At 56.3% G+C, this 14,102-nt stretch carries 10 protein-coding genes; 3 read left to right on the forward strand and 7 right to left on the reverse strand.

Features of this window, described 5'->3' with window-relative positions; all coding sequences use genetic code 11:
* Positions 1–2: 2 nt before the first annotated feature.
* The 7 genes from HX778_RS08395 to HX778_RS08425 form a co-directional block, all read right to left on the reverse strand.
* Positions 3–1,760: a cytochrome c biogenesis protein DipZ gene (locus tag HX778_RS08395; RefSeq protein ID WP_176981769.1), complete on the reverse strand. Its 1,758-nt coding sequence runs from the start codon at positions 1,758–1,760 to the stop codon at positions 3–5.
* Between the two features lie 200 nt (positions 1,761–1,960).
* Positions 1,961–2,956 (reverse strand): iron ABC transporter permease, encoded by a 996-nt coding sequence (locus HX778_RS08400; RefSeq protein WP_038483423.1) that lies wholly within the window; start codon positions 2,954–2,956, stop codon positions 1,961–1,963.
* A 4-nt stretch (positions 2,957–2,960) separates the two neighbouring features.
* A complete protein-coding gene (locus HX778_RS08405) occupies positions 2,961–3,716 on the reverse strand; it encodes a trans-aconitate 2-methyltransferase (RefSeq protein ID WP_176981770.1) in 756 nt (251 codons plus the stop codon).
* Positions 3,709–4,683 carry an ABC transporter substrate-binding protein gene (locus HX778_RS08410; protein ID WP_081948208.1) on the reverse strand — a complete coding sequence of 325 codons (975 nt, stop codon included), beginning with the start codon at positions 4,681–4,683 and terminating at the stop codon, positions 3,709–3,711. The genes HX778_RS08405 and HX778_RS08410 overlap by 8 nt, the downstream gene beginning before the upstream one ends.
* Positions 4,674–6,779 carry a TonB-dependent siderophore receptor gene (locus HX778_RS08415; protein ID WP_255483367.1) on the reverse strand — a complete coding sequence of 702 codons (2,106 nt, stop codon included), beginning with the start codon at positions 6,777–6,779 and terminating at the stop codon, positions 4,674–4,676. The genes HX778_RS08410 and HX778_RS08415 overlap by 10 nt, the downstream gene beginning before the upstream one ends.
* 225 nt (positions 6,780–7,004) lie before the next feature.
* A complete protein-coding gene (gene pyk, locus HX778_RS08420; RefSeq protein WP_038481840.1) occupies positions 7,005–8,447 on the reverse strand; it encodes a pyruvate kinase in 1,443 nt (480 codons plus the stop codon).
* A gap of 126 nt (positions 8,448–8,573) precedes the next feature.
* Complete coding sequence (locus tag HX778_RS08425; protein WP_038481843.1) at positions 8,574–9,443, reverse strand: MurR/RpiR family transcriptional regulator; 870 nt, start codon at positions 9,441–9,443, stop codon at positions 8,574–8,576.
* 376 nt (positions 9,444–9,819) lie between these two features.
* On the opposite strand from HX778_RS08425, the gene zwf reads away from it, so the two are divergent.
* From zwf to kdgA, 3 genes are all read left to right on the forward strand, one after another.
* Positions 9,820–11,295: a glucose-6-phosphate dehydrogenase gene (gene zwf / locus HX778_RS08430; RefSeq protein ID WP_038481845.1), complete on the forward strand. Its 1,476-nt coding sequence runs from the start codon at positions 9,820–9,822 to the stop codon at positions 11,293–11,295.
* Positions 11,296–11,552: 257 nt separating this feature from the next.
* Positions 11,553–13,364 (forward strand): phosphogluconate dehydratase, encoded by a 1,812-nt coding sequence (gene edd, locus HX778_RS08435; RefSeq protein WP_176981771.1) that lies wholly within the window; start codon positions 11,553–11,555, stop codon positions 13,362–13,364.
* A 57-nt stretch (positions 13,365–13,421) separates the two neighbouring features.
* Positions 13,422–14,063: a bifunctional 4-hydroxy-2-oxoglutarate aldolase/2-dehydro-3-deoxy-phosphogluconate aldolase gene (kdgA, locus tag HX778_RS08440; protein WP_038481851.1), complete on the forward strand. Its 642-nt coding sequence runs from the start codon at positions 13,422–13,424 to the stop codon at positions 14,061–14,063.
* The last annotated feature ends 39 nt before the right edge of the window (positions 14,064–14,102 follow it).

The raw sequence follows: 14,102 nt of genomic DNA on the forward strand, positions 1-14,102 counted from the left end.
GGTTAACCGAACGTAAAGGCATAGGCGTTGACGCCGGCATCTTCAAATTCAATGCTGAAGGTGTGCTCGCCGCCGCCGCTTGACTGACGAATAAGCTGATACAGGCGCTGTTCTGTCACCGTACCGCTGCCGTCTGGCGCGACGTCTGAGCCGTGAACGCTGCCCGGTGCCTGACCGTCGACAGTGACCTTAAAACGAACCGGTTTACCTTCAGCCCCCGGGCCGAGGACCAGGTGTAAATCGCGGGCATGGAATTGATAGAAAATACGGCCATTGGCGCGATTAAGCGTGATGTTCTCCCCGCCAACGGTCCAGTTCCCCTCGAGCCCCCAGCTATCAAGCGGCAGCGCGGTAGGCTTACTGTAGTCTGCCGGTTTATCGCCGGTGACCTCGCCGGAGGCGAAGTTTTGTGCCCGCATATAGCCGAGGTAGGTTTCTGGAGAGATATCATTCTGGCCGCTGGCCGCCTGTTCTACGCCGCTGGCGGACACCGTGCTTATGCCGCGAGTGACGTTTTTGGCTCCGGCCTGGCGCAGCAGTTCCTGAATGACGCGCTCGGACTGTGCATAATCCCCTTCGCCAAAGTGCTCATAGCGAATGTGCCCGCTGGCATCAATAAAGTAGTGCGCCGGCCAGTACTGGTTATTGAAAGCCCGCCAGATGCTGTAATCGTTATCAATAGCGATGGGGTAGGTCACGCCCAGTTTTTTCGCTTCTTTGGCGACGTTGCCCGGATCGCGCTCAAAGGCAAACTCTGGCGCGTGCACGCCAATGACAACCAAACCCTGGTCGCGATATTTCTCGGCCCAGGCTTTCACATAAGGCAACGAGCGCAGGCAGTTAATGCAGGAGTATGTCCAGAAATCGACCAGCACGACTTTGCCTTTCAGCGATTCTGCGGTGAGAGGCGGCGAGTTTAGCCACTGCGTTGCGCCGTTAAGCGAAGGCATTGCGCCTGCATCGGTCAGCGTGGGGATCGCGTCATCGTCAGACGTTTTCACCACGGAGGCCGGCGAGGGGGCGTTCGCTGTCGTACTGTCCGGGGAAAGACGCTTAACCAGAGCCTGTTCAATCCCGCCGGTGGAGGCCGTAGACAGGCGAGCCAGCACGCCGGTATCTAAGCCAAAGGTAATCGCGACCACGCCAAGCAGCATGCCGGCCCCCAGGATACGGCGGATCCATTCCCCCACGCCAAGAGAGCTTTTCATCGCGCTAAAGACCTTCCCGCCAATCAGCAACGCAAGTGCGAGCGAGGTGGCTGCGCCAGCGGCATAGGCTAACAGCAGCAGCGTGGAGCCGACATTTGCTCCCTGCAAGGCGGCACCGGTGAGCACCAGCCCTAAAATCGGGCCTGCACAGGGTGCCCAAAGCAGCCCGGTAGCAATACCGACTAAAAACGAACCACCTGGTCCCGCAGGCTGGCCCGGAGCCACCCGGTTAGACAGAGAATTACCGGCGGTAACCAGAGGGTGCATCACGCGCTCGGCCAGGCGAGGAAACAGCAGCGTGATGCCAAACAGCGCCATCAGCACTAACGCCACGCCGCGGCCATACTGGTTAGCCGCAACAACCCAGCCGCCGCCCACGGCCGCAAGGGTAGCAAACAGCGTAAAGGTTAATGCCATACCGGCCAGCAGCGGCAGCCCTGTACGGGCAAAAGGCTGGTCTGAGCGGGCAAATACAAATGGCAGCACCGGCAGGATGCAAGGGCTGGCAATGGTTAACAGGCCGCCCAGATAAGCAAGGATAATTACCAGCATCGTCAATGTCCCTGTGAGGGTGAGTGAACGTAAAGCCGGGTAAAATTGACCGGGCTCTGCATGAATATATGCCTGTACTTTATAAAGAGAATACTCACTAAATCCTCTTCAAGAGTTAACAATTTCGTGACAACTATCAGGGCGGCAGCGTAAGTGCCAGGGGAAAGCGCAGTCAGGCCGGAGCCTTTCTGCGCGGGGAGTTAAGGCCGCGGGCGACGGCGAAGAGTTAAAAGAAATACCGGCACGCCGATAAGCGCCGTGATGACGCCGGGAGGAAGTTCTCTGGGGGCAAATAGCGTACGAGCCAGCGTATCGGACACTAGCGTCAGCATTGCACCGCAGAGAATGCTGGCGGGCAAAGTCCATTGGTGACGATTGCCGATTATCATTTTTGCCAGGTGGGGGACGGTCAGTCCGACAAAGCCAATTGCGCCGCAAAACGACACCAGGGTAGCGGTGAGCAGCGTGATGGCCAGGTAGAGTGATATTTGCAGGGCGAAAACGTTAACGCCCAGGCCCTTAGCGGCAAAATTGCCCAGCGCCATAACATTCAACGTTGGGGACATCGCCAGGCAAAGCGTCCCCGCAAAGAATAGCGCGGCGGCACAGAGAGCCACCTGTGGCCATGTTGCTTGTCCAAACGCACCCAGTAGCCAGAAGGTAAAGCCACGCGAGGTTGTCGCATCGGTTTGCCAGAAGACGATTAATGAGGTTATTGCGCTGAGCAATTGCCCAATCGCCACGCCGGCGAGCATAAACCGGGCCGGCTGCATAATGGTTCGTCCGGCGAGCAGCAAAACCAGCCCAAAAGCTGCCAGAGCCCCGATAAAAGCCCCGCCGGGCATGGCCGTTAGCAGCGGCTGAACGCCAAGGGCGATAATGGTGACAGCCCCCAGGCCCGCCCCGGAAGAAATACCCAGCAGCCACGGGTCGGCCAGCGGATTTCGGGTTAGGGTCTGAAGCACGGCGCCTGCCAGCGCCAGGCCGCCGCCGCAGACCATCGCCAGCAGCGCTCTGGGCAAGCGTAGTGACCAGACTATCTTCTGGTATAGCGCCAGGCGGGGTTCTTCAACGGGAGCCGGATGCAGAAGCTGAATGACTTCGCTCAGGGACAGCGTCACGGCCCCAAAGCGCAGGCTGTAAATCAGCCCAAGCAGAGTTACTACCCCGCACAGCAGCAGGCGCAATGGCAGCACGTGCTTATTTCCAACCGGCAATCAGGTAATCGTCCATGAGCTGCCACAGCGTACCGGTTTCGCTGAAACCGGCCTGGCTGAGGCTTGCCAGCTGAAAGGCCAGCGTCGTTGAGGGAGGTACCGGGCGGCCTGCGAATACGGCTTCACGGGCAGGGATCAGGTCGGCAATTTCCGGTATTTCTTTAGCAAGGGTGAACCAGCTGTCCCAGTCAACCACGCCTTTATCCCATGCCTGTTGTTGAGTCCGGGCATCATGACGCTCGCTGATGGCTTTTTTATTGCCGTCTGCCGGGTTAAAGCGCTGGTGGTCGGCGTTGAGAAATATGCCGTTATCGGCAAGCAATTTCAGGACCTCACCGTGCAGGATGTGCTGTCTGTCCGGCATCAGCCAGTGCAGCGCCGTACTCGAGACGATGGCATCCGGGCGAGGACCGATTATTTTTTCCTGCCAGGCTGGGGTAGCCAGGTCGGCAGAAAGAATACGCACTCGATCGCCATAACCGGTAAGCGTTTCGCGGGCGATGGCCAACATCACGGGATCAACATCCATGGCGGTAACGTGTACTGCAGGAAACCTTTCAAGAAGGCGTTTTGTAAGGGAGCCTGGCCCACAGCCAAACTCGATCAGCGAGAATTCCCCCTTGAACTGTAAGGCCAGTGTGTCCATCAGGGCCTCGAAGCGAGCTTCCCTGCTGGCAATATAAGCGCTTTGCTGCTGGTCCCAGAGGGTGACGAGAGTATTCCATGTGGCGTCAGTCATGATTTTTCCTGGTAGAAAGTGAGGTGATAAGCCTGTCCAGTGCGTCCACTGAGCGGATGGAGGGATCCATGTCATAGCCAGGCAGGATGATAAATTTTTTTTCTTTCACGGCGCGAAGGCCCGAGGTCAGGGGAAAGTGTTCGAGGAAGGCTATTTTATCTTTAGCGCTGTCGCCGGTGCTGCCGCGGGGCAAATCGGCCAGCACCAGAATATCCGGGTCCCGACGGGCTATTTCTTCCCAGGCGACGTTTGGCCATAGCGCAGAGATGTCCGAGAAAATATTGCGGTTGCCGCTTTCTTTGCTCAGCATGTCCGGCACGCCACAGCAGCCTGCAACGTACGGTGAGTCGGTGCCGGAATACCACCAGAGCAGGCGAGCCGGAGCCAATTCGCCAGCGCGTTGGCGCAGGGCTGCAAGGTGTTCTTCTTCCCGGCTAACCAGCGCCAGTCCCCGATCCTCAAGATGCATAATTTTGGCCAGATCTTGTATTTCCCGAAACAGAACGGCGAAGCTGATTCTTTCCTTCGGAGCGCTCTGCTGGCCGCTGCAGGCGCCGGGAGAGAGCCAGCTTGATATTCCCCAGGCTGTGATTTGATCCCGGCTTGCCCCTTCCGGCGACCAGAACCAGTACCAGCTTGAGGAGTAGATCATTTCGGGGCGCAGCAGCAGCAGCGCCTCGGCGGAGATAAGCCCGGTTCGGGCAACGACGGGCAATGAGAGGGCATTACGCGCAGAAAAGCCCATAGGATCTCTGGACGGGTCATAGCCCACGACGGCAACAATTTCCTGGCGTATGCCCAGTGCCAGAAGGTTTTCCAGAGCAGGGTTGCCATAAACGACGATGCGCGTGGGTACCGAGGTCATTGTTTGCGGCACACCGCAATTGGTCACCGTGACGGCCGAAGAACCAGATGAAAAGAGAAGGCCCGCTGCCGCAAACATAAAAGCCTTCAGCATTAGAACCATACCGTTATCCAGCCTTCCCAGGTGCGGGAAGGGGCAATCAGAGCCTGGCCGTCGTAAGTGCGCTGGTAGGAGTAGAACGTATCGGTCAGGTTGCGAACCCGCGTTCCCAGGCTAACTTTGGGCGTCAGCTGATATTCTGCCGCCAGATCCAGCGTGATGTAGTCGTCCATCTTTTTAGCATTGCGGCTGTCGTTGTAGCTGCTGCCTACGTAGCGTAAATCACTCCTCAAGCTGAGCGGAGCGAGGGGATGCCAGATCAGCGCCAGATTGCTGGTCCAGGTCGGGACGTAAGCGGGCTGGTTGCCGTCCAGATTTTCAGGTGGGGAGCCTGCACTAAAGCTATCGAACCTTGCATGAGTCCATGCCACGTTGCCCGTCACCTCCCAGCGATCGGTTGGCCGGGCCGTGGCTGACAGCTCAATACCCCGTGAAGTTTGTTGCCCTATAGCGAGGAGTTCGCCCGGCGTGGTGGCAGAAGGGGTAAAGAGATTATTTTTGCGCAGCTGGTAGAGGGCAAGATTAACGGATGCTTTACTATCCCAGAACCGACTCTTAATGCCGGTTTCCCATTGTTGTGACTGGGTGAGCGGCAGGTGAGTTTGATCTGCACTGAGGAAGAAAATGTCGCCGCCAGCTTCCTTGCCGTTGGCGTAGCTGGCATAGAGCGTTGTGCCGTCGCTGATATCCCAGTTCAGGCCGACACCGGCGTTAATGAAGCTGCGATTTTGACTTTCGCTGCTAGCCGGAGCGAAGTAATGCCAGTCCATATCCAGTCGCGTAAACCGCAGCTGGTTGAGCAGGGTGAGGCTGTCGGTCAGTTGCAGGCTGTCTTCTATAAAGATCGCATACTGGCGCTGGGTGACCTTGCTCCATGGGGCGCGGGTAATACTTGTTTCGGCGCTAAATGGCTCACTTGGCGGGTTGAATAAAGGGACATCCTGCGAGCCGGGAAATCCGTTTTTTTGGTAGTCGAAACGGCTGGTTTGCAGCTCAATTCCGCCAACCATTCGGTTATCAAGGCCCAGTAAAGTGTGGTCTATTGAGACGCTTGAGCGGTTGGCCAACAGCGTATTTTTATGGCTTAAGTCACCCCAGGAGTCACGATTGACGGCGTCCGGAGAGGCTGCATTGTAGCGATAGCGCTCAACGTTATGCCAGAAGCGATAGCCATTGTAATACCAGGTGTGGTTATTAAAGGTTATGCCTGGGGCGAGAGTCGTGTCGAGCACAGCCTGCAATGCAGTGGCATGGCTGGCAATTCTGGCATCGGTCAGATTGTTATAGTTAATACCGCGCAGCTGTGCCTGCACCTTGCCTTCAATCAGCGGCGTTCCGAAGTAAGGGTTGTCGCTGCTATTGTTCATTCTGTCGCCGTAAAGCGTCAGAGTGGTTTCGTCAGTAAGGCGGAACAGCAGCGAGCCGCTGACTCTGGACTGCCGGTTGCGCTCATGCTGAACCTGGCTGTGTCCTTCGCTACCCGAAGCATCTAGCCGCCAGGCTACCTTATCTTCAATCAGCGTCCCCCCCGCTCCGCCCTGCAAGGACTGGGTACTGTAACTACCCGCCTGGTAGCGGAGCATGGCGGGAGAGTCAACAAAGCTGGGTTGATGTGACACAAGGTTGACGCTACCGGCGGTGGCGGTCAGGCCATTCAGCGCGGAGCCTGGGCCGTGCAAAATATCTACCTGCTGATAGTGGGCTGGATTGCCAAGTTGCAACGTACTGCCGGGCATTTCCAGCCCGTCCAGCAGCCAGCTTACGGGCATAAAACCACGCAGAGAAAAGCTGTTGGAAAGCGTAGGGGAGGCCACGCCGGACATCCCGGTAGCATGACTGACCGTTTCGGCAAGCGTGCGGTCGCCCTGCGCGACGATCTGTTTTTGTGCAAAGGTTTCCACATACCGCGGCGTTTCTTTGTCAGTCAGGCCCAGGCGTGAGGCCGTGCCGCTGGCGGGTGGCCGCTCCGCAGGGGCCTGGCTTACTACCGTGATGTTTTCCTCACAGGATGCCGTGTTGCAGTCTGCGGCAAAAAGCGGTTGAGAAATAAGCGCCAGAAACACGCCAGCATATAAGAGGTTGCGTTTGATTTTCATCATGTCTGTGGGGACTCAAAATGAACGTGCCTGTTCAGAAATTGGCGATATATAAGGTCTGATTACGCCATGTAAATTGTTATGTTATAACGTATCATTTGAATGGGCTATAAATTTAAAACGATGAACTCAGTGTGGATATACCGGCAGGCGTCGGTGCGGGAAATAAAAAAGCCGCAACGGGATGTCGCGGCTTTGTCGGGGTTACCCGGTTAGGGTGTGCGTAGATTATTCCACGCAGAGGATGCGGGTAGTGTTGGTGGTGCCGATGGTGCTCATCACGTCGCCCTGGGTCACGATGACCAGGTCGCCGGAGATCAGATAGCCCTTATCGCGCAGCAGGTTTACCGCATCGCTTGCGGCGACAACGCCTTCGTTCACGCTATCAAAGTAGACCGGCGTTACGCCGCGGTACAGCGAGGTCAGGTTCAGCGTACGTTCGTGACGGGACAGCGCAAAGATAGGCAGGCCGGAGCTGATACGAGACGTCATCAGCGCGGTACGCCCGGACTCCGTCATCGAGATGATAGCGGTAACCCCTTTCAGGTGGTTAGCGGCATACATCGCGGACATCGCAATGGCTTCTTCCACGTTATCGAACTGCACGTCCAGGCGGTGTTTAGACACGTTGATGCTTGGGATTTTTTCCGCACCCAGGCAAACGCGCGCCATAGCCGCGACCGTTTCAGCCGGGTACTGGCCAGCGGCGGTTTCCGCCGACAGCATCACCGCATCGGTACCGTCAAGTACGGCGTTTGCCACGTCCATGACTTCTGCACGGGTTGGCATTGGGTTGGTTATCATCGACTCCATCATCTGGGTCGCAGTGATCACGGCGCGGTTCAGCTTACGGGCGCGGCGAATCAGGGTCTTCTGGATACCGACCAGCTCCGGGTCACCGATCTCTACGCCCAGGTCACCACGTGCAACCATGACCACGTCAGAGGCGAGAATAATGTCGTCCATTGCTGCTTCATCGCAAACGGCTTCCGCGCGTTCTACTTTAGCAACAATTTTTGCATCACAGCCCGCGTCACGCGCCAGGCGGCGAGCGTAGTTCAGGTCTTCGCCGCAGCGAGGGAAGGAGACAGCAAGGTAATCAACGCCGATTTTGGCGGCGGTCACGATGTCCGCTTTGTCTTTATCCGTCAGCGCTTCGGCCGACAGGCCGCCGCCCAGCTTGTTGATCCCTTTGTTGTTGGACAGTGGGCCGCCTACGGTCACTTCGGTAAACACTTTCAGGCCATGAACTTCCAGCACTTTGAGCTGAACGCGGCCATCATCAAGCAGCAGAATATCGCCAGGCACGACGTCGGCCGGCAGGCCTTTATAGTCGATACCGACTTTCTCTTTGTCGCCTTCGCCTTTACCCAGGTTGGCATCCAGCAGGAATTTGTCGCCCAGGTTAAGGAAAACTTTGCCTTCTTTGAAGGTAGATACGCGAATTTTTGGCCCCTGCAAATCACCGAGAATCGCCACGTGGCGCCCCAGTTTTGCGGCAATCTCACGCACTTTATCCGCACGCAGCTGGTGATCTTCGGGTGAACCGTGGGAGAAGTTCATGCGCACCACGTTAGCGCCGGCGGCAATAATCTTTTCTAAATTATTATCGCGGTCGGTTGCCGGGCCTAAAGTGGTAACGATTTTGGTTCTACGTAGCCGTCTGGACATGTATTACTCCGTTGACTGAAACAACTTGGTGTTGCGTGAACAAAACTCGGTGGGTCAGGGTGTGCTGTGAGCCCCCATGACAACGTAACCGAACAGCCTAATAAGTTACAACTTTGTTATCAAAAATTAATGTTCATCGCCTGAGAGATGGCGTTGTTTATCAAAGCGCGATTCTTTGAGCGCTTCCTTGACTCGCTTCAAGTTATCCCTGAATTTTGCCCCTCTACGCAAAGTAAAGCCCGTTGCCAGCACGTCAATAACGGTTAACTGCGCGAGGCGAGACACCATTGGCATATAGATATCGGTGTCTTCAGGCACATCAAGCAGCAGCGAAAGCGTGGCCTCGCGGGCAAGGGGGCTCCCCTCAGAGGTGATGGCGAGCACAATGGCATCGTTTTCACGGGCTAGCTGGGCGAGTTCGACCAGGTTTTTAGTCCGCCCGGTGTGGGATATCAGCACCACAACGTCCTGTTCAGTACAATTCATACAGCTCATACGTTGCATAACAACGTCATCTGAGTAAATTACCGGTACGTTGAAGCGGAAGAATTTATTGGTGGCGTCGTGGGCGACGGCGGCAGAAGATCCAAGCCCAAAGAAGGCGATTTTCTTTGCCTGGGTCAGCAGATCGACCGCGCGATTAACGGCTGACATATCCAGCGACTGGCGAACCCTGTCAAGGCCTGCCATCGCGGACTCAAATATCTTGCCGGTGTAGGACTCGACGCTATCATCTTCATCAACATTCCGGTTTACATACGGCGTGCCATTCGCCAGACTCTGGGCTAAATGCAGTTTAAAATCCGGGAAGCCTTTGGTTTCCAGGCGGCGGCAGAAGCGGTTTACGGTGGGTTCACTGACGTCTGCACTGCGGGCGAGCGTGGCGATGCTTGAGTGAATGGCATCCTGAGGTGTGGCGAGAATCACTTCTGCGACTTTGCGTTCCGATTTGCTAAGGTGTTCCAGCTGTGACTGGATTTTTTCCAGCATATTCATAAAGGCGGGCACTCATGGGTTTTAGCGATTTCAGTAAAAGAAGAAATCGTGGGCCGATTTAGCAAGAATATACTCTGGCTCAAATGTGAAAGGGCGAGTTGCTCGGGTAATGTTGTTGTTTTTTTTCATTACATGATCGGTGTCTAACTTTGGCAACGGTTACATTGTGTAAAAAAACGCCATTGAATGACGCTTTAGTGCGGCATTGTGGGAAAAGTTAGCAATTGAGGCGGTCAAACCGGGGTTAACGGTTGTCCTCAATTCAGCAAAAGCAGTACATTGCAGCGTAATAAAATTACAAGACTTGCCTGGCTTAATGCTATCCGCGCCCCCGAGGGCCGGTAAAAGCCGGGATATCCGAAACGAGGAGACAAACATGGCGGTAACGCAAACGGCCCAGGCGTGCGATCTGGTCATTTTCGGTGCAAAAGGCGACCTGGCGCGCCGAAAACTGTTGCCATCCCTGTATCAGCTGGAAAAAGCAGGTCAAATCCACCCGGAAACCCGCATTCTTGGTGTTGGCCGTGCAGACTGGGATAAAGAGGCATACACCAAAGTGGTGCGCGAAGCCCTCGAAACCTTCATGAAAGAGAAGATTGACGAGAGCCTGTGGGAAAAACTGAGCGGTCGTCTGGATTTCTGTAACCTGGACGTTAACGATACCTCTGCTTTCACCAAGCTGGGCAAAATGCTGGACCAGCAGAACCGCGTCACCATCAACTACTTCGCGATGCCGCCAAGCACCTTCGGCGCTATCTGCAAAGGGTTAGGCAAGGCGAAGCTGAATGCAAAACCTGCTCGCGTGGTGATGGAAAAACCGCTGGGGACCTCCCTCGAAACTTCTCAGGAAATCAATGACCAGGTCGGCGAGTTCTTCGAAGAGTGCCAGGTTTACCGCATCGACCACTATCTGGGTAAAGAAACCGTTCTTAACCTGCTGGCGCTGCGTTTTGCCAACTCCCTGTTTGCCAACAACTGGGATAACCGCACCATCGATCACGTAGAAATCACCGTGGCCGAGGAAGTGGGGATTGAAGGGCGTTGGGGTTACTTCGATCAGGCCGGGCAGATGCGCGACATGATCCAGAACCACCTGTTGCAGATCCTGTGCATGATTGCCATGTCTCCACCGTCTGACCTGACCGCGGACCATATCCGCGATGAGAAGGTGAAGGTTCTGCAGTCGCTGCGCCGCATTGACCGCACCAACGTGCGTGACAAAACCGTGCGTGGTCAGTACACCGCGGGCTTCGCGCAGGGCAAAAAAGTGCCAGGCTACCTCGAAGAAGAGGGCGCTAACAAAGCCAGCGCAACGGAAACCTTCGTGGCTATCCGCGTGGATATCGATAACTGGCGCTGGGCCGGCGTGCCGTTCTACCTGCGTACCGGGAAACGTCTGCCAACCAAATGCTCTGAAGTCGTGGTTTATTTCAAAAACCCTGCGCTGAATCTGTTTAAAGACTCCTGGCAGGAATTGCCGCAGAACAAGCTGACCATTCGTCTGCAGCCGGACGAAGGCGTGGATATCCAGATCCTGAACAAAGTTCCGGGCCTGGAGCATAAGCATAACCTGCAGACGACCAAACTTGATCTGAGCTATTCCGAGACCTTCAACGAATCTCATCTGGCGGATGCCTATGAACGCCTGCTGCTGGAAACCATGCGGGGCATTCAGGCGCTGTTCGTTCGCCGCGATGAAGTGGAAGAGGCGTGGAAATGGGTCGACTCCATCACCGAAGCCTGGGCTGCGGATAACGACGCCCCGAAACCTTATCAGGCAGGAACCTGGGGGCCGGTGGCTTCCGTGGCGATGATTACCCGTGACGGGCACTCCTGGAACGAATTTGAGTAACATCTGGAGCGCGTTGCCGGTAAAAAGGTGATAACAAACACATCTCATTTTACCGGTAACATGATCTAACACAGAAGTGGCATAGTTTTTTATGAATAATAGCCCCGCGTGGATTCACCCGCGGGGCTTTTTTATTTACACTAGCTGAAGCGATTTTGCTCCCGACAGTCAAGATTGATGGGCTACAAGGCTATTTTCAGCCGCCCGGAACATGATGATAGTAGCGCGGGGGAACAGCCACTTTCTGAGGAACTTCTATGCATCCAAATTTGTTACGGGTAACATCGCGTATTATCGAACGCTCCCGCCCAACGCGCGAAGCCTATCTGGCACGCATTGAGAAAGCCAGGAGCAACACGGTTCACCGCTCGGAACTTGCCTGCGGTAACCTGGCGCATGGTTTCGCTGCCTGCCAGCCGGACGATAAGGCGGCGCTGAAAAGCATGTTGCGTAACAATATTGCGATCGTTACCTCCTACAACGACATGCTGTCCGCGCATCAGCCGTATGAGCATTATCCTGAGCAAATCCGCAAAGCGCTGCACTCCGTGGGCGCCGTGGGGCAGGTTGCGGGCGGCGTACCGGCGATGTGCGACGGGGTCACTCAAGGGCAGGATGGTATGGAGCTTTCCCTGCTGAGCCGCGAAGTGATTGCCATGTCTACCGCCGTTGGCCTTTCCCATAATATGTTTGACGGTGCTCTTTACCTCGGCGTATGCGACAAAATTGTTCCGGGGCTGACCATGGCCGCGCTGTCGTTTGGTCATTTACCTGCGCTTTTCGTGCCATCAGGCCCGATGGCCAGCGGCCTGCCGAATAAAGAAAAGGTCCGCATTCGCCAGCTTTATGCCGAAGGCAAAGTGGACAGGCTGGCGCTGCTGGAGGCGGAAGCCGCTTCTTATCATGCGCCGGGCACCTGTACCTTCTACGGCACGGCGAATACCAACCAGATGGTGGTTGAGTTCATGGGCATGCAGCTGCCGGGCTCTTCGTTTATTCAGCCTGATGCCGAACTGCGCCACGCGCTAACGGATGCTGCCGCCCGCCAGGTGACTCGCCTGACCGGCAACGGCAACGAATGGATGCCTCTTGGGAAAATGATCGATGAGAAGGTGGTGGTGAACGGCATTGTTGCGCTGCTGGCTACCGGCGGCTCGACGAACCACACCATGCACCTCGTGGCGATGGCTCGAGCTGCGGGGATCGTCATCAACTGGGATGACTTCTCCGACATCTCCGAAATTGTGCCGCTGTTGGCGCGCTTATACCCGAACGGCCCGGCGGACATTAACCACTTCCAGGCGGCGGGCGGCGTACCGGTGCTGATGCGCGAGTTGCTGAAAGGCGGCCTGCTGCACGAAGACGTTAATACCGTGGCCGGTTTTGGCCTGCACCATTACACCATGGAGCCGTGGCTCGACAACGGCCAGCTTGCCTGGCGTGAAGGTGCCAGTGAGCCGCTGGACGCCGACGTTATCGCCACCATGGAAAAACCATTCTCCCGTCACGGCGGGACCAAAGTGCTGAGCGGGAACCTGGGCCGTGCGGTGATGAAAACCTCAGCGGTGCCGGTAGAAAACCAGGTAATTGAAGCGCCTGCGGTTATTTTTGAAAGCCAGCACGACGTTTTACCGGCATTTGAAGCCGGCAAGCTGGACCGTGACTGCGTTGTCGTGGTGCGCCATCAGGGGCCAAAAGCGAACGGCATGCCAGAATTGCATAAACTTATGCCGCCGCTTGGAGTATTATTGGACCGCTGTTTCAAAATTGCTTTGGTGACGGATGGAAGACTGTCCGGCGCCTCAGGTAAGGTTCCTTCTGCAATCCACGTCACCCCTGAAGCCTACGATGGCGGGCTGCTGGCGAAGGTGCAGGAAGGTGACATTATTCGCGTTAACGGCCAAACCGGCGAGCTGACGCTGCTGGTGGATGACGCCGTACTTGCGGCGCGCACCGCTTATCACCCGGATCTCAGCGCCGAGCGTGTAGGGACCGGACGTGAGCTATTTGGCGCCCTGCGCGAACAGCTTTCGGGCGCTGAACAAGGCGCAACCTGCATTAAATTTTAAGCCCGTGGTGGCAATGCCCCACGGAAAACAGATTAAAACTGGCTAAGAGGCGCTCAGATGAAAAATTGGAAAACAACAGCAGAACAGATCCTGAAAACCGGCCCGGTCGTGCCGGTTATCGTCATTAACAAGCTGGAACATGCCGTGCCGATGGCAAAAGCGTTGGTTGCAGGTGGCGTTCGCGTGCTGGAAGTTACGCTGCGTACCGCCTGCGCTATCGATGCCATTCGCGCGATTGCGAAAGAAGTGCCTGACGCGATTATCGGGGCGGGTACCGTGCTGAACCCACAGCAGCTGGCAGAAGTGACCGAAGCGGGCGCGCAGTTCGCCATCAGCCCGGGCCTGACCGAGCCGCTGCTGAAAGCCGCTACCGAAGGCAGCATTCCGCTGATCCCGGGTATCAGCACCGTTTCTGAACTGATGCTGGGTATGGACTACGGCCTGAAAGAGTTTAAATTCTTCCCTGCGGAAGCCAACGGCGGCACCAAAGCGCTGCAGGCTATTGCTGGCCCGTTCTCTCAGGTACGTTTCTGCCCAACCGGCGGTATCTCACCGGCTAACTACCGTGACTACCTGGCGCTGAAAAGCGTGCTGTGCATCGGCGGCTCCTGGCTGGTGCCGGCAGACGCGCTGGAAGCGGGCGACTATGATCGCATCACTAAGCTTGCCCGCGAAGCCGTGGAAGGCGCTAAGCTGTAAGCCATAAAAAAGCCCCGTGTTTGGACTGACCCCATAAAG

Origin of the sequence: Cedecea sp. P7760, assembly GCF_013386425.1 — a bacterium.
Taxonomy (GTDB): Bacteria; Pseudomonadota; Gammaproteobacteria; order Enterobacterales; family Enterobacteriaceae; genus Cedecea; species Cedecea selenatireducens.

What these genes read in the sequence shown, in the direction of transcription:
- HX778_RS08395 (WP_176981769.1), bottom strand. Translation starts at nt 1,760, where the DNA reads ATGCTGGTAATTATCCTTGCTTATCTGGGCGGCCTGTTAACCATTGCC.
- HX778_RS08405 (WP_176981770.1), bottom strand. Translation starts at nt 3,716, where the DNA reads ATGACTGACGCCACATGGAATACTCTCGTCACCCTCTGGGACCAGCAG.
- HX778_RS08410 (WP_081948208.1), bottom strand. Translation starts at nt 4,683, where the DNA reads ATGGTTCTAATGCTGAAGGCTTTTATGTTTGCGGCAGCGGGCCTTCTC.
- HX778_RS08415 (WP_255483367.1), bottom strand. Translation starts at nt 6,779, where the DNA reads ATGATGAAAATCAAACGCAACCTCTTATATGCTGGCGTGTTTCTGGCG.
- pyk (WP_038481840.1), bottom strand. Translation starts at nt 8,447, where the DNA reads ATGTCCAGACGGCTACGTAGAACCAAAATCGTTACCACTTTAGGCCCG.
- HX778_RS08425 (WP_038481843.1), bottom strand. Translation starts at nt 9,443, where the DNA reads ATGAATATGCTGGAAAAAATCCAGTCACAGCTGGAACACCTTAGCAAA.
- zwf (WP_038481845.1), top strand. Translation starts at nt 9,820, where the DNA reads ATGGCGGTAACGCAAACGGCCCAGGCGTGCGATCTGGTCATTTTCGGT.
- edd (WP_176981771.1), top strand. Translation starts at nt 11,553, where the DNA reads ATGCATCCAAATTTGTTACGGGTAACATCGCGTATTATCGAACGCTCC.
- kdgA (WP_038481851.1), top strand. Translation starts at nt 13,422, where the DNA reads ATGAAAAATTGGAAAACAACAGCAGAACAGATCCTGAAAACCGGCCCG.